General features: G+C 50.5%; 17 protein-coding genes and 1 pseudogene. 13 read left to right on the top strand and 5 right to left on the bottom strand.

Annotation, left to right across the window (positions count from 1 at the left end; translation table 11 throughout):
- Positions 1-10 precede the first annotated feature (10 nt).
- Complete coding sequence (locus tag ACZ44I_RS00495) at positions 11-826, top strand: DUF4349 domain-containing protein (protein ID WP_464549719.1); 816 nt, start codon at positions 11-13, stop codon at positions 824-826.
- A 13-nt stretch (positions 827-839) separates the two neighbouring features.
- Here ACZ44I_RS00495 and nadC read toward each other — a convergent pair whose 3' ends face one another.
- The 4 genes from nadC to ACZ44I_RS00475 all read right to left on the bottom strand — a co-directional run bounded on the left by nadC (position 840) and on the right by ACZ44I_RS00475 (position 3,949).
- Positions 840-1,691 (bottom strand): carboxylating nicotinate-nucleotide diphosphorylase, encoded by an 852-nt coding sequence (nadC, locus tag ACZ44I_RS00490; protein ID WP_464549721.1) that lies wholly within the window; start codon positions 1,689-1,691, stop codon positions 840-842.
- Entirely contained in the window at positions 1,688-2,593 is a 906-nt protein-coding gene (gene nadA / locus ACZ44I_RS00485) for a quinolinate synthase NadA (RefSeq protein WP_464549723.1), read from the bottom strand. Before nadA ends, nadC begins: the two co-directional genes overlap by 4 nt.
- Complete coding sequence (gene nadX / locus ACZ44I_RS00480; RefSeq protein ID WP_464549725.1) at positions 2,590-3,348, bottom strand: aspartate dehydrogenase; 759 nt, start codon at positions 3,346-3,348, stop codon at positions 2,590-2,592. The genes nadA and nadX overlap by 4 nt, the downstream gene beginning before the upstream one ends.
- Before the next feature lie 121 nt (positions 3,349-3,469).
- Complete coding sequence (locus ACZ44I_RS00475; protein WP_464549727.1) at positions 3,470-3,949, bottom strand: cupin domain-containing protein; 480 nt, start codon at positions 3,947-3,949, stop codon at positions 3,470-3,472.
- A 288-nt stretch (positions 3,950-4,237) separates the two neighbouring features.
- On the opposite strand from ACZ44I_RS00475, the gene kamA reads away from it, so the two are divergent.
- Both kamA and ablB read left to right on the top strand, forming a co-directional pair.
- Positions 4,238-5,557, top strand: a complete 1,320-nt coding sequence (gene kamA / locus ACZ44I_RS00470) for a lysine 2,3-aminomutase (protein WP_464549729.1) — start codon at positions 4,238-4,240, stop codon at positions 5,555-5,557.
- The gene (gene ablB, locus ACZ44I_RS00465; protein WP_464549731.1) at positions 5,541-6,395 is read left to right on the top strand and encodes a putative beta-lysine N-acetyltransferase; all 855 of its coding nucleotides are present in this window, start codon (positions 5,541-5,543) and stop codon (positions 6,393-6,395) included. The genes kamA and ablB overlap by 17 nt, the downstream gene beginning before the upstream one ends.
- Here the strand turns inward: ablB and ACZ44I_RS00460 are convergent.
- Positions 6,376-6,654, bottom strand: coding sequence for a hypothetical protein (locus tag ACZ44I_RS00460; protein WP_464549733.1), 279 nt, complete (start codon positions 6,652-6,654; stop codon positions 6,376-6,378). The two genes, ablB and ACZ44I_RS00460, sit on opposite strands and share 20 nt — an antisense overlap.
- A gap of 105 nt (positions 6,655-6,759) precedes the next feature.
- Between ACZ44I_RS00460 and ACZ44I_RS00455 the strand changes: the two genes are divergently transcribed.
- From ACZ44I_RS00455 to ACZ44I_RS00410, 10 genes and pseudogenes are all read left to right on the top strand, one after another.
- Positions 6,760-8,811 (top strand): PAS domain S-box protein, encoded by a 2,052-nt coding sequence (locus ACZ44I_RS00455; RefSeq protein ID WP_464549735.1) that lies wholly within the window; start codon positions 6,760-6,762, stop codon positions 8,809-8,811.
- Between the two features lie 221 nt (positions 8,812-9,032).
- Positions 9,033-10,292 carry an IS110 family RNA-guided transposase gene (locus ACZ44I_RS00450; protein ID WP_464548138.1) on the top strand — a complete coding sequence of 420 codons (1,260 nt, stop codon included), beginning with the start codon at positions 9,033-9,035 and terminating at the stop codon, positions 10,290-10,292.
- 106 nt (positions 10,293-10,398) lie between these two features.
- Positions 10,399-11,037 carry a sensor histidine kinase gene (locus ACZ44I_RS00445; RefSeq protein ID WP_464549737.1) on the top strand — a complete coding sequence of 213 codons (639 nt, stop codon included), beginning with the start codon at positions 10,399-10,401 and terminating at the stop codon, positions 11,035-11,037.
- Complete coding sequence (locus ACZ44I_RS00440; protein ID WP_464549739.1) at positions 11,037-12,155, top strand: response regulator; 1,119 nt, start codon at positions 11,037-11,039, stop codon at positions 12,153-12,155. Before ACZ44I_RS00445 ends, ACZ44I_RS00440 begins: the two co-directional genes overlap by 1 nt.
- 60 nt (positions 12,156-12,215) lie before the next feature.
- Positions 12,216-14,492 carry a PAS domain S-box protein gene (locus ACZ44I_RS00435; RefSeq protein WP_464549741.1) on the top strand — a complete coding sequence of 759 codons (2,277 nt, stop codon included), beginning with the start codon at positions 12,216-12,218 and terminating at the stop codon, positions 14,490-14,492.
- 70 nt (positions 14,493-14,562) lie between these two features.
- Positions 14,563-15,549 carry a DUF7544 domain-containing protein gene (locus ACZ44I_RS00430; RefSeq protein ID WP_464549743.1) on the top strand — a complete coding sequence of 329 codons (987 nt, stop codon included), beginning with the start codon at positions 14,563-14,565 and terminating at the stop codon, positions 15,547-15,549.
- Positions 15,550-15,608: 59 nt separating this feature from the next.
- Positions 15,609-16,346, top strand: coding sequence for an SAM-dependent methyltransferase (locus ACZ44I_RS00425; protein WP_464549745.1), 738 nt, complete (start codon positions 15,609-15,611; stop codon positions 16,344-16,346).
- A gap of 18 nt (positions 16,347-16,364) precedes the next feature.
- Positions 16,365-16,595 (top strand): annotated as a pseudogene (locus tag ACZ44I_RS00420) (YkgJ family cysteine cluster protein); the annotation flags it as partial.
- Between the two features lie 72 nt (positions 16,596-16,667).
- Positions 16,668-16,859, top strand: coding sequence for a hypothetical protein (locus ACZ44I_RS00415; RefSeq protein WP_464549747.1), 192 nt, complete (start codon positions 16,668-16,670; stop codon positions 16,857-16,859).
- Positions 16,860-16,895: 36 nt separating this feature from the next.
- On the top strand, positions 16,896-18,815 hold the full coding sequence (locus tag ACZ44I_RS00410; protein ID WP_464549749.1) for an Nramp family divalent metal transporter: 1,920 nt from the start codon (positions 16,896-16,898) through the stop codon (positions 18,813-18,815).
- The last annotated feature ends 1 nt before the right edge of the window (position 18,816 follow it).

The raw sequence follows: 18,816 nt of genomic DNA, 5'->3' as shown, positions 1-18,816 counted from the left end.
CGTGACTGATATGAAGAAGATACTTATCCCCCTCCTCCTTCTCCTCATCGGCCTCTCTGCCTCGGCAGGCTGTATGATGGCAGAATCAGGCTATAATTCGGGCCCGGTGATGACTGAGTCGGTTGCTGTCTATGACAGACACATAGCAGAAGAGTACCAGGCAGCCTATCCCGATCAGAAGGTGATCAGAGATGCCTGGGTCCGCCTCCGGTCCTCTGATGCGAAGGCCGCCTCTGAGGAGATCACCGCAATCGCAGCCCGTTACCATGGCCGTATCCAGTCACTCTCACTCACTTCAGGCGGGATGAGAGATGGCCGCGAGCAGTTCTCCGCACATATTGTTCTCAGGGTGCCTTCGGATTCATTTGAAGCTGTCATGCAGGAGATCGAATCTGTCGGCACACTCACCCAGCGTGAGGTAAAAAGCCGTGATGTGACTGCTGAATATACTGATCTCCATGCCGAGAAACGGGCTCTTGAGAACCAGGTGAACCGTCTCACCGAGATCCTTGGAAAAGCCGGGACCGTTGAAGAGATCCTGAAGGTTCAGACTGCGATTGATTCTGCACAGCTGAACCTTGACCGGGTAACCGGCAGGCTGAAGCTGCTTGAGTCACAGATCGATGAAGCGACCATCACCGTATCAATCAGGGAAGGGGAACCGCTTGGGATCGATTCAGGGTTCTCGATTACCAGTGTCATAAACACCGGCATTGCTGCGTTCCTCTTTATGATCGGGATCATTATCGTTGCCGTCTTTGCACTTCTCCCGCTTGTGGTAATCGGCGGGGTTGCCTGGCATATAGTCAAAAAGAGAAGAGGATAGGAGAAAAATCCTCTTATAATTTTATCGTCCGGAGTGCCATCCGCATCTCAAGGCTGAGATCAAAATTTTTCACAGAATGGGTGAGCCAGCCTGAGGAGACGAGATCGATCTCGCATCCGGCATAGGATCCGGCATTTGCCGGGGTGATGCCCCCGGAGAGCTCAAGCCTGACACGTTCCCGAAGACCGCCGTCTTTGAGGAGCCGGACAGTCGCCATCACGGTCTTTGGATCCATATTGTCGAGCATGATGATATCCGCACCAGCAGCCGCAGCAGTACATGCATCTTCAGGTGTCTCCACCTCCACCTCGATCACCCGGTATTGTGATAGGTTCCGTGCACGGGCTACTGCCTCCTCAATACCGACGATGGCGAGGTGATTATCCTTGATCAGAACAGCATCTGAGAGGGAGTTCCGGTGGGGATCCCCTCCACCGAGGATGATCGCTTTTTTGTCAAAGAACCGCAGTCCGGGTGCAGTCTTTCTTGTTCCGGCGATCCGGGATCCCGGCATCACCGAATCGATCAGGGCAGAAAAGCGACGGGTAGCGGTTGCGATCCCGGACATCCTCCCCATGAGGTTCAGCACTGTCCGTTCTGCAAGGAGTATCCCATGAACAGGTCCGTCAATATCGAGGATCTGCTGCCCCGGATCAATCCAGTCCCCATCACGTGCAAGAGCTCGTGCTTCCACTCCGCATTCGGCAAAGAGGAAGATCGCCTCTTCAAGCCCTCCGATAACCCCGGTCTCGCGGGAGAGGATCGCAGCCCTTCCCTCAGTATCCGGGATAATTGATCCGGTGGTGATATCGCCATAGGGTGCGTCTTCAGCAAGAAAACGCCGGAGTAATTCATGCTGTATCATGCACTCTTCTCCAAAACAGCCATCATTGCCTCGACCGCCTTTCTGGCAGGCATTGCGATTTCATCAGGGATGTTCACCTCGTGGATACCATCACGCAGTGACCGATGGAGATCTTCGATCGTCGTCTTCTTCATATCCTTGCAGATTGCATCCGGATCGACATGGAACTGCCGGTCGGGGTGGAGTTTTTTGAGCCGGTATCCCATCTCCCGTTCGGTGCAGACGAACCACTCATCGCATTCAGATGCATGCTGTACCATGCCGCCGGTTGACGCAATCAGGTCAGAGTCTGCCTGGATCTTTGGGGGGCATTCGGGATGGCAGACGATCCGCCACCCTTTCGACCTTGCCTCCCGGATCTGATCCTCTGTGAAGGCGCAATGGACATAACAGTGGCCCTCAGCCGGGAGCGGGATAATATGTTTCTCAGGCACCTTTTTTTGTACAAAGGATGCAAGATTGGCATCCGGTCCAAAGAGGATCGTCTCTGCATCGAGTGACCGGACAACGGCTTCTGCATTTGCTGAAGTACAGGTGATATCTGCGGCCGCCTTCACCTCCACACTCGAGTTCACATAGACGACAACCGCAGCACCCGGATACTTCTCTCGTGCCTCGTGAATCATTTCGGGTGTGAGGAAGTCGGAGAGCGGACACCCGGCATCAGGTGCAGGGAGCAGGACAGTCTTTTCCGGAGAGAGGAGTTTTGCAGTCTCTGCCATGAACCGGACTCCGCAGACAACCAGCACCGGTTCAGTTGCCCCTGCTGCTTTGATCGCGAGTTCAAGGCTGTCGCCGACGATATCCGCAACATCCTGGATCTCTGCTGGCTGGTAGTTATGGGCAAGGATAAGGGCGTTTCCGGCGACTTTTAACTCTTGAATTTCGTCCAGGATCGTCATGTTCCGATCACCAGCGGGTTATCGAGATTCTTTAACAGGGAGAGGATAGAGAGGGCGGCAAGATAGCTTGTTGCAGGATTATTGGGGCTTGGAAGATTCCTCACCCGGATGTATGCATCGCCAAAATCACCTTCGATGAAGATCTCATGGGTGTTTCGGTCAGCTTCAGGATCAACCCAGAGTTCAACATCAACCTCACGCCCTGCTGCTAACGTGAGTGCTTCTGAGACATTGGTGTTCTTTGGATAGTTCCTGATACATTCGTTGGCTTTTCCTGAGAAGATCATCATCGGTTTTTCAGCTTCAATATTGAGTGATCTGGGGCTTTTTGTTGTCCTGAGGAGGAAGGTGGAGATCCCCGATATCTGTCCGACCTTGATGTTGTCCAGCCCCATCACCGCACCGGAGGGGATATAGATCTTCTTTTTCTTCTCTTTTGCGCAGGCGACAAGCCTCTCGCAGAAGGCAGAATCCGAGAGTGCTCCGACACTCATCACCACAAAATCACGGCCTGAGAGGAGGATCCTCTCTCCGTACTCCTGCGCGGCTGTAACCGAGGCGGCCTCGACGACAATATCAAAATCAGCTGATAAAAATGCGTTAAAATCTGTGAAAGGGATGGCACCGGATGCAGCTGCAAGTTCGTCTGCCCTCCCCTCAATCTGGTCAAAGACTGCTATAATCGAGAAACCATTCTGGTTCTTCGCGATGATATGGCCGATATTCCCGCAACCAAGCAGCCCGATCCTGATCATTGGTATTGTTATTGCATTTTCCCGGTATAAACGGTTCTGATCCGGATCAAACCGGTAATCATCCTGCTCTTCTTCGGGATGACAGATGCCCTGTTGCTACCATCTCTCTCCCTTCTCTTCTTTATTGCTTCTTCTCTTTCTTTGCTCTCTTCTTCTCCTCACGTCTCCTCTTTTTCTTCTCTTTCTTCGCTCTCTTCTTCTCCTTCTTTGCCCTTTTATCCTCTTTCTCCCCGATATTCACGGCTTTGCCTGCTTTCTCCTGAATCCCGGCATGGATCATGACCAGCATCATCTTGAACCGGGTGGTCGGCTGTACCGCATGGGGAATCTTTGCGGGCATGATGATCATCTCACCCTCTCTCAGATAATGCGAAGACCCGGCGATCGTAATCTCCGCCTCCCCGTCGAGAGCAAAAGCCAGAGCATCAAAAGGGGCTGTGTGCTCGGAGAGACCCTGCCCCTCGTCAAAGGCAAAGAGGGTGACAGTGCCCTCACGGCTCATGATCAGTGTCCGGCTGGCAATTGTATCCTCCTTGTAGATGATCATATCACGTGGCATGATCGCTCTTCCGATGATGGATTCCTTCTCACCTTCAGGCATACAGAATGCGATTGGTGTTTGAGAGTATGAACGTTATGGCATACCGCCATCACTCAGTTTAATCATCCATATACTGCTATATAGGTCTTAAAATTGGATGTTTTGATCAGAATGGATTCCAATTGAGGTTTCCCCTGTAGTGGGGGCGTTCCCTGAATAATAGTATTTAAATATAGCGTACATATGTCCATAAAAATCGCTCGAAATCAGAATCAGGATTATTATATTAATTATTCCGTTCATTTTAAGGAATATGGTATCATAGTACTCTGGTGAGTTGAAATTAATATGGAATTATCTGCCCAGATACCAAAACAAAATGAACAGTACACTGATATAGATCAGGATGCACCCCAGTGGAAAGACTGGAGATGGCAGATCGCCCATACGGTCCGGGATCTGAAAACTGTTGAGAAGGTGCTTGGGATCACGTTTCCGCCAGAAGAGCGGAAGAAGCTTGAAGAGACGATACAAAAATTCCCCCTCGCGGCAACCCCCTATTACCTCTCCCTGATCAAAACAGAAGACTATGCCCAGGATCCCATCTTCCTCCAGGCAATACCTACACCTGATGAACTGATCGTTGAAGAGTGTGAACTTGAGGATCCGCTGGCAGAGGAGAGCGACAGCCCGGTTCCCGGGATCACCCACCGCTATCCCGATCGGGTTCTCTTCCTCGTCTCAAATGTCTGTGCAATGTACTGCCGCCACTGTACGCGGAAGCGGCGTGTCGGTGACCGTGACCGTGTTCCGACCTGGGAGGAGATGGAAGCAGGCATCGCCTATATCCGTGAACATCCCGAGGTCCGTGACGTCCTCCTCTCGGGCGGCGATCCCCTGATGCTCCCCGATGAGCTGATTGACCGTATCCTGACCGAACTCAGGGCAATTCCTCATGTTGAGGTGATCAGGATCGGATCCAGAACCCCGGTTGTCCTTCCCTTCAGGATCACCGATAAACTCGTCTCTGTTCTGAAGAAACACCAGCCGATCTGGCTGAACACACACTTCAATCACCCACAGGAGATCACCCCCACCGCCGAGCGGGCACTGGCAAAACTTGCCGATGCCGGAATTCCGCTCGGCAACCAGTCGGTCCTCCTTGCGGGTGTGAATGACTGCCCGAGGATCATGAAGGCGCTCGTCCAGAAACTGGTGAAAAACCGGGTCAGGCCATACTACCTCTACCAGTGCGATCTATCTGAAGGACTCTCGCATTTCAGGACCCCGGTCGGGAAGGGGATCGAGATCATCGAGAACTTAATCGGCCATACCAGCGGATTTGCTGTTCCCACCTATGTGATAGATGCACCCGGTGGCGGCGGGAAGATCCCGGTGATGCCCACCTATCTTATATCATATTCGACCAACAAGGTGATTCTCAGGAACTATGAAGGCGTGATCACAACCTACCGGGAGCCGGACCACTATACCACGATCTTCTGCGATCGCAACTGCAAAGACTGCTCGCTCCAGCTGAACCTGAAAGGGGGTGAAGAGCAGCATGTTGTCGGTATCGCCCGGCTCCTCTCGGATTATGACGAGGCAACAGCCCTTGTTCCTGTAGATTCGGAACGGATGGCACGGAGAGATGACGAAGAGGAGTGATCCCATAATCAGGGTGGGGCAGAGCATCATCCAGCATGGCCCACATAACAACCGCATATATCTGATGCGGCTGGATCCGGATGACGTTGATCATGTACTTGCATGGATCGAAGAGACCCTTGAAAAAGAACGCTATACCAAAGTATTCGCAAAAGTCCCTGCAACCTCTGCCCCGGCATTCCTGAAGGAAGGCTTTACTGTCGAGGCTGAGATCCCGGGCTTCTATCCGGATGGTACAGCCTGCTTCTTCCTGGGAAAGTACACCGATCCTGCACGGCAGAAGTACAATGGATCGGGGGTTTCAGAAACCCTCGAGATCTCGTGGCAGCGTGCAGGAACCGGCCATCAACCCTTGCAGGAAGGATGCACGATCAGGGAGGCGTCCGTATCTGATGTAAAATCGCTTGCAGAGATCTATGCTTCGGTCTTTCCAACATATCCGTTCCCGATCGATGATCCGGATTATCTCACAGATGCGATTGTGAGCGGGGATGTCCGGTTCTTCCTCCTCTGTGACGGGGATGAGATCGTGGCTGCTTCTTCGGCTGAGCTTGATTCATCATCAAAAACGGTTGAGATGACCGATTTTGCCACCCTCCCCTCGGCACGGGGGGCAGGTGCTGCCGGTGCCCTCCTTGCCCATATGGAAGAAACCGTCTTCAAGGATGGTTTCCATCTTGCGTATACGATCTGCCGGGGCGAGGAGCCTCCGGTGAATATCCTCTTTGCCCGGGGAGGGTACCACTATGCAGGCACCCTGCCGAATAATACCCAGATCGGGGGAGGATTCGAGAGCATGAATGTCTGGTACAAGCCTCTTACGTCTGGCTTTTCGTAGCATTTACTAGTTCTATCCCATCATCAAGGGTGGCGACCATATCACCGACATAGGTCTCGTTTGAGAGTCCGATCAGATCCATTGCACTGGTGAAGATCTCAATCAACTCCCTCCCGAGCTCAACAAGCCATTCAACAAACTGCATCATCGACTCCGCCGATCCAAGGGGGGCAGTGGGGTACTCTGCTGCCGAGGCGGTTATGGCACCAATTGGGGAGAGGAGCAGGATGATGGCGATAATGATCAATGCCCTTTTCATAGACCAAAACTGATCTCTCCGATAGCATAATATAATTTCCCGCAAGGGACGAGGAAACCCGGCTATCAATAGTATTATCATACCTAAATCCTCAACTACCATTGAATGGCAGATGCGAATCCCAAATCACCTCCAATAAGCATCCTTTACGTTGATGATGAGCCCGCGCTCCTTGAAACCTGCAGGCTCTATCTTCAGGAGTACAATGACCTCACTGTAACCACCTGCCAGAGTGCCGTGGAGGCGATCGATCTCCTCAGGATGCGATCTTTCGATGCAATCGTTGCTGATTACGATATGCCGGATATGGATGGGATCGCTCTTCTAAAACACCTCAGAAAAGAGGGGAATACAACCCCCTTCATCATCTTCACGGGAAAAGGGTGTGAGGAGGTGGTGATCGAGGCGCTCAACTGCGGAGCGGACTTTTATATTCAGAAGATCGGGGAGCCTTCCTTCATCTTCCATGATCTCTTCAGAAAGGTGACCTATGCAGTTGCCAGAATGAGGAGCGAGATCGCACTGAATGAGAGCGAAGAATGGTACCGTGCCGTTGTCGAGACCCAGAGCGAGTTAATCTGCCGTTTTCTACCCGATGGCACGCACCTCTTTGTGAATGATGCATACTGCCGCTACTTCGGCCTTGATCGTGAGGTAATTATCGGCAACCGGTTTATGCCGGTGATCTACCCTGCTGATCGTGACAGGGTTAAGGGATTCCTCTTCTCATTGACAAAAGAAAACCCGGTCGGATCCATCGATCAGCGGATCATCATGCCTGATAACAAAGTACTCTGGCAGCGATGGAATACCAGGGCAATATTTGATGAAGATGGGCAGATCATCGAATACCAGTCAGTCGGAAGGGATATAACTTCCGAGAAAGAGACTCAGGAGAAACTGAGTGCAAATGCAGAACGAGCGAAACGGCAGCGGAAGGCAATAGCAGATCTTGCCCTTGATGACGCGATCCTCTCCGGGGATATGAAGACTGCCCTCACAAAGATCACGAAGATCGTATCAGAGACACTTGAAACCAGAAGGGTGGGAATATGGACTTTTTCAAAGGACGGCTCCCGTCTCCAATGCCTCTCACTTTATGATGCAGATGAGAAGAGACAGAATAATGGGATAACTCTGAAGACAGATGAATACCCTCGTTATTTTGATACTCTCAGGAGAAAGCACAGGCTCTGTGTCGAGGATATCTCCTCAGATTCAAGGATTAGTGAGCTGAAGGAAGGCTATCTTGATCCTCTTGGGATCTCTGCCATGCTTGATGTCGCTATTCTGAAGGATGGCAGCCTGATCGGCATCCTCTGCCTTGAAGAGATGGGAGCTCCGCGGAGATGGCATGCTGATGAGGAAGGGTTTGCAAATATTGCCGCATCCATCATTGCCCAGCTCTTTGAAAGTGCTGAACGAAGACAGGCAGAAGAGGCACTTGTTGAGAGCGAGGAGCGTTTCAGGAGCCTCGCCGAGCATGCCATAGATATTATCTATCGGATTGATCTGATGCCGGAGATCCATTTTACCTATGTGAATCCTGTTATAGAAGAGGTATCAGGATATGCCCCCCAGGATTTTTATGATGATCCCGGGCTTGCAACGAGGATTGTTCACCCCGATGATCGCCCTCTTCTCGAATCGTTCCTCTCTGCAGAGTCGTCCGGGATACCGTGCAGACTCCGCTGGATTAGAAAGGACGGTGAGGTGATCTGGATCGAACAGCGGATTGTCCCGATTCATGATAAGGAAGGTGCCCGGATTGCAATCGAAGGGATCGTACGTGATATTACCGAGATAAGGCAGGCAGAGCAGGAGGCGCTTCTTGAGACTGATACACGTTATCGGTCACTCTTTTCCTCAATGCATGACGGGTACGCACGTCTTCAGCTGACCAGGGATTTTGATGGAAAACCGTCAGATCTCAGGATAATTGAATTAAACCTTACAATGGAGATGATCACCGGTCTCTCTGCCGAGAAGGCCATCGGCAGAACTCTCCTTGAGGCACTCCCGGATCTCGAACCCGCCTGGAGAGAACGGCTCCATACAACAGCAGATTCCGGTGAGCCCCAGGTGGTTGAATACCATCATCCGGGGCTGGATAGTGATTATGAGGTACTGGTATATTCCCCAAAAAGTCACTCATGACCCTATAGGGGTCACATGCAATAGATGAAAACTGGTGAGTAATCATTAAGTTTCCTGGGTTGTATCACCTCATGGGGATGACAAGACCTATCTTTCCTTGGGCCTTCTGAACCCGTGAAAAAGTCTGGTCTTATTTCTTCGAACATGCAATTGTGCTTCGAGCACGTATATCAGAGTGACCACATATTCTGTCATCCCCACACTAATGGAGGTGATACACAATGTTTCCTCGGGTCGATAGCGCCTGTGGCATTGATGTCCATCGGTCAAAACTCACGGCCACTATCATTGATGCTTCTGGTTCTTATGAGACAAAAAACTATTCTACCCAACTTCCTGATCTGATCAGGTTACGTGATTGGATTGTTGAGAATAACTGTTCTCGTGTGCTTATGGAGGCAACGGGCGTCTACTGGGTGCCGGTTTACACCATACTTGAACATGCTGTACCAACGTTTGTTGCAAATCCATACTTCATTAAATACGTCCCCTCTTCAAAGACAGATACTAAAGATGCCGTATGGATTGCTGAAATCTGTTTGGAAGGGCACTTCAAAGCTTCGTATATTCCTGAAGAGAGAGTTCGAGATTATCGTGATCTCTGCCGTTCCTATAAGAATTTAGTGAAAGAACGAACACGATATAGAAATCGAATCCACACCATTCTCTCACGGGCAGGTATTCGGATCACCCCAGTCATTTCCGATCTCTTTGGTAAGAGTGGTCTCATCATTCTTGACGGACTGGTCAAGAGAAAGACATTTGATGAGATATTTGCACAACTCTCTCATCCCGGCATCGTGAAGAAGAGAGAGAAGATTGAAGCTGCTATTTGCGGGGAATTAACGGAGAACGATATATTTGGCATTCAGTCTGCACATCGCATGCTTCAGCAGATTGAGAAGGAGATAGATATCCATCTGTCACGTATGGTTGACCTGTTTGAGAATGATCCAGAGCAGATCAATATCCTTCTCAGCATTCCAGGAATTCAACTTCAGTCAGCATCGATGATACTTGCCGAAATTGGTGATGTAACCCGATTCCACTCAGCCAAACAAATAGTGCGTTATGCAGGTCTTGATCCACGTGTTTCTGAATCTGCCGGTAAAACACGGATGGGATCCATCAGTAAACAAGGGAATAAACATCTCAGAACATATCTGGTCGAGTGCGCTTCAGCGTTGTCCAGAAGCAAGGATAACATGTTTCGTCAGTTCTATGAGCGGATTAAACGGAAGAAAGGACATAAGCAAGCAGTCGTAGCGGTGGCTCGAAAGTTGCTGACCATCATCCATCATCTGCTGACAAACAAGGAGATGTACGAAGATCCACTTATGACAAAACCAAAGCAGATCAAAATACCAAAACTCAAAACACGCCAACCCATCAACCTTACCAATGCATCTCAGATGCTCAAGAGTGTGATGGCAGGGATTGCAGTAAAGACAAAAACAATTGATGTATATCCACACACTTAAGTGGCAGATGACATTGATTTAAAAAAATAGGTGATGTTTTCATATCAGAGGGGAATGTGCTCTGCTCTTTCATGATATCACCGAGAAGAAGAAGCGGGAAGAAGAGATGGAACACTCACTCCGGGAGAAGGAGACCCTTCTTAAAGAGATCCATCACCGGGTCAAGAACAATATGCAGGTGATCTCAAGCCTCCTCATGCTCCAGAGAGAGAATATACCTGACCCGCGTATGCGTGAACTCTTCAGGGAGAGCGAGAACCGTGTCTTCTCAATCGCTCTTGTTCATGAAAAGCTGTATAGGTCAGAGAATCTCTCGCGTATTCATTATGGCGAGTACCTTGAGATGATGGGGGATCATATTCTGGCTTCACGGAATATCAGCTCTGAGATGATCACCCTGAAGATTGATGCATCTGATATCTATCTCCCTATCGATAATGCAGTCCCCCTCAGCCTGATCACCAATGAACTCCTGACAAACTCCTTAAAGCATGCCTTTCCCGATGGGAGGAAGGGAACCATCAGGATCAATCTTCAGAAGAGGGGGGGAGATATCCTGTACCAGTTCAGTGATGATGGCATCGGATTTTCCCCCGATATCGACTTTAAGAATACCACAACACTCGGGATGGAGCTTGTGAACAACCTTGTCATGCAGCTGATGGGCACTATTTCGCTGTATCGTGACGGGGGAACCAGGTTTGAGATCGTCTTTCCCCTAAAATCCAATGGAGAGGATGAATAATGAGTGAAGCAACCATAATGATCGTTGAAGATGAAGCCGTCACCGCAATGGCTTTGAAGAGAAGCCTGACAAATATGGGTTATTCAGTCTGTGGGGTCTTTCCAACCGGGGAACTGGCCGTCCAGAAGGCAGCCGAACTGAAGCCTGACCTGATCCTGATGGATATCAAGCTTGCAGGAAAGATGACAGGGATCAATGCAGCCGCAGAAATCCGGGCAACAAGCACAGTTCCTGTCATCTACCTGACGGCATTTTCAGACGATCGGGTGGTGAATGCCGCAAAGGTGACCGGGCCGTTTGGCTATATCCTGAAACCGGTCCGGGAGCAGGAGCTGAAGACGACCATCGAGACGGCATTGTACAAGCATGCGATGGATATGAATCTCAGGGAGCATCAGGAGACGATTCGTGTCCTTCTGAATGCAACGCCGGATATGCACTTCTTAATCGATACTGAGAAATCGATCCTCATGGCAAACCAGGCTCTTGCAAAAAAAGCGGGAAAAACGGTGAAAGAGCTTGTCGGCTCAAATGTGTACGATCTGGTCTCCTCGGGCTGCCTCTCCCCGAGGATGGCCGGTCATTCAATTCAGCCTGGACAGAGCAGAGGAGAGACATTTATCGAGCATTTGAACGAGCACTGGTACGATGTCGGGATCTATCCAATCGTAAGTCCGAAAGGCACCATAACAAAATATGCGATTCAAATCCATGATATCACCCGAATAAAGTTTATGGAAGAGAAACTCAGGCAGAATGAAGAGTTCTTCAAATCAATAATCGATGATGTTGCGGATGTTATCGTTATCCTCAACGATGACGGTACGCTCCGCCAGGAAAGCCCCTCATTGAACAGATACCTCGGATATTCAGAAGAGAATAATCCAGGTAAGAGACTCTGGAATTATATCCATGACGACAGCCATGCTGCAGCAGAGAAGCTCTTTCATGATCTTGGGAAAAACCCGCTTGGCGTTCAACCCTTCTCTCTGGAATTCAGATCAGCTGATGGAAAGCCTGTCTCTATCCGGGGAATCCTCAGTGATCATTCAGATGATTCTGATTACCTCTTTGAGGGACTGGTCATGACCGGATGGGTGAGGAAAGAGCAGAAATAATCGGATCTGAATCATTTGAAAGAATAGTATTATTTCCTGTGAATGCTGAAAAAAGTCTCTATGCCAAACTCCGTGGATTCTCCGATCAGGATTCTGTATGTTGATGACGAACCCGGGCTCCTGATCATCGGTAAGAAACATCTGGAGAAGAGCGGGGATTTTCTGGTTACAGGATGCGAGAGTGCCCTGGATGCGATAGCTACCCTGAAAAAAGAGCACTATGATGCGATCATCTCGGATTTTCAGATGCCAAAATGCGATGGCATCTCTTTTCTAAAATATCTTCGGAAGAAAGGGGATGAGACGCCCTTTATTATTCTGACGGGAAAAGGCCGGGAAGAGGTGGTGATCGAAGCACTGAACAACGGGGCGGACTTCTATCTTGAGAAGGGCGGAGATCTCAGGGCACAGTTTGCTGAACTCATCAATATTATCAGGTACGCTGCATCAAAGAAGAGGAGTGAGGATGCACTCAGGGAGAGTGAGGAGCGGTATAGGAATGTCGTTCTGGACCAGATCGAACTGATCTGCCGGTTTGCTGTAGATGGAACGGTTCTCTTTGCAAATGATGCCTATTGCCGGTATTTCGGGGTTCCCTGTAAAGAGATCATCGGGAGCAGGTTCAAGCCGGTGATTCATCCGGATGATTCAGGGAAGGTTAATCGTCTCTTCTCTTCGCTCACACAGGATAATCCGAATGGAACTATCGACCAGCGGACGATCATGCCTGATGGGCGTATCCTCTGGCAGCGATGGGACACAAGGGCGATCTTTGATGAAAATGGTTCAATCCGGGAATTCCAGTCTGTCGGGCGGGATATAACCGATCTGATGGAACGGGATCTGGAACTGAAGAGGGCGAATGAAGAGATCCTTGCTTCATACGAGGAACTGACAGCGATTGAAGAGGAACTTCGGGAACAGTACGATGAGCTGAAGAGAACCGAAACTGCTCTTCTGAAGAGCGAGGGTCTTCAGCGTCTTATCCTCCAATCGCTTCCGGATTTTCTAATCAGGCTTGATCGGGAAGGGACATATCTTGATATCCTCAATTATCAGGAAGATCTGCTGATTCTCCCAAAAGACGAAGTGATCGGCCGCCGGGTAACAGAGGTGATATCCGGGGAGATTGGAGTTCAGATGATTCAGGGGGTCCGATCGGCAATAGACAAAAATGAATTACAGACCCTGGAATACACCCTCTCTGTCCCGGCGGGAATATGCCATTTTGAAGCAAGGATTGTTCCCTACACAGAGAATGAAGTGATCGCTCTTATTCGTGATATCACTGATAAAAGGAAGGCAGAGGAAGCGGTTATTGAGAGCGAGAAACGCTACCGCTCACTTTTTGAGTCCATGCATGATGGGTATGTCCTCCACCGGGTGCGTCCTGATCCGGATGATGGTGGTGCTGTTATTCACATTCTTGATGCCAATCCCTCTTTTGAAAAGCTGATTGGAGAGCCACGCAATCAGGTTGTCGGGAAGCTGCTCACCGAAGTCCTTCCTGATGCAGATCCGAATCTCTTCCAAAAGATTGCACATACAGCTAAAACCGGAGAATCAGAGGTCTTTGAGATCCGGTTGAATGATCCCGTGCGGTACTTTAGTGTCTCCGCATACAGCCCGGGAGCAGGTGAGTGTGCCACACTCTTCCATGATATCACTGAAAAGAAGATGCGGGATGAAGAGACGAAGCAATCTCTCCGGGAAAAAGAGCTCCTCCTAAAAGAGATCCATCACCGCGTGAAAAATAACATGCAGGTGATCTCAAGCCTGCTGATGCTCCAGAAAGAGACGATCTCCGATCCGGAGATGCGGGAGCTCTTCTCCCAGAGCGAGAGCCGGGTCTATTCGATCGCCCTTGTTCACGAGAAACTCTACCAGTCAGAGAATCTCTCACGGATCGAGTACGGGGAATACCTCTCAATGATGGGAGATTATATTTTATCGTCCCGTCAGGTGAAAGCAGGAACCATTGCCCTTGATATCCATGCAGATGGCATTTATCTCTCAATTGATAAGGCTGTCCCGCTCAGCCTGATCACCAATGAATTACTGACGAATTCACTGAAGCATGCCTTTCCTGATGGCATGAAAGGCACCATTACAATTTATGTGGAGAAGAAGGAGAATACAATCATATATCGGTTTTCTGATGACGGAATCGGGTTTCCAGAAGATATCGACTTTGAGAATACCACAACACTCGGGATGCAGCTTGTCACGAGCCTCGTCAACCAGCTGCTTGGGACAATAAATCTCAGGCGGGAGAAGGGAACTGCCTATGAGATCGTTTTTCCGGTTGATCCGGAGGAAGATGAGACTGTTGAATAGTGGTTCTTTGGAATGAACGTGTTCATTGCAGCAGTGTTCTTATTAAACCCTTCATCCAAAATGTACACCAATGACAGAATATTTTGCCTTCACTGAACTCGATTCAGCGATCAGGCGCACTAGGGATCTCCTCTGGCCTTTCCGGAAAGGAATCTGGTTCCGTATCGCTCTTATTGCCCTCTTCATCGGCTGGGGGGGAGCTGGTTTTCCGCAGCCGACATGGTCTTCAGGCAGCAGCACCACGTCAGATGATCTCCCCATGGTTTTTATGCCCGAGGCTTTGCCTGATATGGCAGGTTTGATCATTGCTATCGTCCTCCTGATCATAGCTCTTGCCCTAATCTTCATGCTGATTGGATCGATCTTCCAGTTCGTCTTTGTTGACTGCATACGAACGGGGAACGTGAAGATACGGGAATACTTTGCCCCGCGTGCCGGGATGGGTATCAGGCTCTTCCTCTTCCAGATTGGAATTGCAGTTCTCTTCCTCGTACTTCTCGCAGCACTTATCATACCATTTATCATTCTGGCCGGGGGTATCGCGGGTCCGGCAGGTGGCATCTCACTGGGACTTGCCCTCATCCTCTTCTTCCCGATCCTCATTGTACTTGCAATCATCGTCGGGATAATTCAGCTGATCACGATTGATTTCGTTGTGCCGATCATGATCCAGAAGGACTGTGGGGTGATTGATGGGTGGAAAGAGTTCTATTCGATCATCAGCAGACAGTGGATGCAGGGGATCATCTATCTGGTTGTCAGGTTCCTCGCGGCACTGGGCGGAGGGTTTGTTATCATTATCCTGACACTACTGGCGCTTGGGATCGTTGCCATTCCTTTCGCAATCGTTGGCTTCATCCTGTATGCCGCGATGCAGATGGCGAACTTTTCGTTCCTCCTTCTCCTCCTCATCCCATACCTGATCATCGCAATTCCGGTAGTTCTCCTGATCTCAGTACCCTTCATCACCTTCTTCCGCACCTACTCGCTTGCAGTGCTTGGCAGGCTCGATTCAGGCTATGCTCTCCTTCCGGAAGAAGAGCAGGCAACCAGGTGATCATCTCCCCTCACCTTTTTTGCCACAACCTGACTATACTCTGGACATGAGGAAGTCCCATGCACCCTGATGAGATCGAAAGAATTGCCCAGTCACAGCTCCCCCTGATGAACCCGGTCACGCCAGAGATGATCAAGAGGGCAGGAGAGCTTGCTGCGATCAGCTCAGGCGATGTTGTCTACGATATCGGCTGCGGAAACGGCACCCTTCTCTCCCTCTGGCATGATGCATATGGTATCCGGGGAACCGGTATCGAACTGAGAAAAGAATCGGCTGCCGCTGCAAAGAGAGCAGTTGAAGAAAAAGGGGCGGTAGATCAGATTCAGATTCTTGAAGGCGATGCCGCAGCATGGGAGCCGGATGAACAATCAGACTGTACTGTTGCAATCGGCTCTGCCTTCATCTTCGGGGGTGTAGTGCCTGCCCTCGCTCATTGCGAATCAATCACCAGACCCGGCGGGAGTATTGTCATCGGGGATCGCTACTGGCAGAGCGCCTCTGTTCCGCCGGAATTTGCGGTCCAGTGGCAGGAGATCCCAACCGAATATGGTCTTGTTGCCGCCGCCCGTGATCTCGGGCTCAGGTTACGGGCTGTGATCAGGGCATCTCCTGATGACCATGACCGCTACGAGAGCGCTATCTGGCGGCAGTGCATTGAATGGCTTGATGAACACCCTTCACACCCTGAGCGGGAGGAGATTGAGGAGTACCTCTGCAAAATCCAGGATGAATATCTCGTCTATGGAAGGGAAGCCTTTGGATGGGCATTATGGATATTTGGAAAGGATGCCGAATGATGTTCCGGGGGAGTCAGCCTGGTATTTGAATGCAGCCAGTGCGGCGACTGTTGCAGCCATCTCGGTCTTGTCCATATCATAGAAGCCGATCTCGGCAATCTCCGCTATATTGTATTGAACCGTTATTCCGGCGAGAGGACAACTGTCACGATCGATTCCGATAAAACCGCCCTCTTTTTGGATAAGAATCGTAAGAAGAGCACCTTTCTGGATCGCCCGGAAGCATGCCCCTTCTTCCGGTTCATCCCTGAGGAAGAGAAAGGCTACTGCTCTGTCCATGCAACACGACCTGAAATATGCCGCGATTATGGATGCTGGCGCATGCTCATCCTTGATAGTAGCGGGAGGCGGGCAGGCCGAATCATGGAATCCCGCCATCTCGGATCAGATGATCCGATTCTCCTTGAAATCTTTGCAGAAAGATCTCATCTTCTGGAGACATTATCTGATCTGGATTGGGATGATGCGGTCATCAGGATGATCAGATCAGCAGGGTATCTGGTGCGTACCTGAGCGGGTCTTTTATTTTCCAAACGACAATAGATCGGAGTGCAGATCCAAACAGCCCTTCCCGCGCAAATCACCTCCTTCCGAAGGCGGATTGCAGAACGCTTCTTCTTTCTAGGCCCGGTCTTCATCCTTGCACTTGAGGTATCCGGGGAATCGGGGCTTGTTGAGATCATCAATGCGGGACTCCATACCGGCTATGGCCTCCTCTGGGTCTTTGCAGTCGCGCTCATCTATAAGTATGCCTTTGCATACGGGATCGCCCGCTATACCCTCTCCACGGGAAAGACGATCTTCTCGGGCCTTCGTTCAATTCCGGGACCACGGAACTGGGAAGTCACTTTCATCACGATCATCTATATCCTCGAGATGCTTGCATATGGTGGTTTCCTCATCATCGCAGCGCATTTCCTCTATTACCTGCTTCCCTTCGATATTCCGATACAGCTGATTGCGATTGCAACCCTCGCCATGATCCTCCTTCTCCTCTGGAAAGGCAGCTATGAACGGCTGGAAAAGGTGATCATAGGGATGATGATCCTCCTCTTCATCGGTATCCTCTTCAGCCTCTTTGCCCTCCATGTTCCGATAACCGGGGTTGCAGAAGGATTTATTCCGTACCTGGATCCCCATCAGTATATTGAGATCATGGCCCTCCTCGGAGCGGTTGGTGCCGGATTGAACCTCCTCCTCTATTCGGTCTGGCTTCATGAGAAGACCGGAGGAAAGCCCTGCACCACCGATCTTCCCGAGAAGATGCGGATCGTCCGGACCGATCTACTCATTGGATTTGGGCTTATCGCCTTGATGAGCTTTGTATTCCTGGCGATTGGTGCCAATTACAGCCATTCATTCCATGCCATCGATGAAGGTGTCATCTCGGCCATTGCCGTCTCAACCCATCTCTTTGTGACAATCCCCCTCGCAGCGCCGGTATTCATCCTCTCTTCGTTCATTCTGCTTGCAGGTGCAGCAATCTCCGGGATGGACGGGCGTGCGCGTGCAGTCTGCGGTATCCTCCGGGAAGCAGGCGGTATTCAGATACCGGCAAAGAAACTGTACCGGCTGATCCTCCTTGCCTTCTCTTGTATCATCCTTGCTTCAATCTATATCGGAAGCCCGGAAGCCGTAATCAAGCATGTCTCTGTGATCTCATCGATCCTCTTTGCGGTCATCGGCTTTGCCCTCATCTATATTGATAACAATCTTCCACGGGGGCACCGGGGATCCCGCATCTGGCTTGCCGTCATGGCGATCGGTTCAGGAGTATTCCTCCTTGTTGCACTTCTTGAAGAGGCGACGATCCTTGCATTTGGGGTGCCGTTGATGGAACGGCTCGCAATGGTTCTCCTCGTCCTCTTCGTCTTTGTCAGATCAGATCTTGCCTCGGCATACAGGAGAGGGGTTGCGACAAAAACCGATCTCCTCTGGCTGATCCTCATCTTTGGAGCACTCTCGATATACGGGACATTCCGGGGTTTCAACTTTGAAGGTGTCCTCCTGAACTTCCGTGATCTCGGGCCGATCATCGCCGGACTCATCGGCGGTCCCATAGCTGGTGCGGCAGCCGGACTCATCGGTGGTCTCTACCGGTATTCGCTTGGGGGCTGGACCGCTCTTCCCTGTGCGGTTGCAACGATCATTGCCGGGGTACTGGGCGGTGTTGTCGGGAGGCGGTGGTTGCCGCTCACTCCGCTCCGTCTTGCTATCCTCGGGGTGGCAGTAGAAGCGCTCCATATTCTTGTTATACTACCCATTCTTACAATTGGCACCCCTTTTCCAGAGGTTCTGGATGTTATTCGCGCAACATTGCTCCCGATGTCGGTGGTAACAGCAGCCGGGCTGATCCTGTACCTTGTGATTGAGAACCAGTACAGGAAAGAGATTGATATGAAGGATCTCGTCTCCTGGATCAGAAAAGAGATTGATCCCGAGCTTGAGACTGAGAAGGATGATCTGTAGA

The organism is Methanocalculus pumilus, from assembly GCF_055382585.1.
The sequence above is the reverse complement of the archived record's forward strand: the minus strand, read 5'-3'. Positions and strand labels throughout refer to the sequence as shown.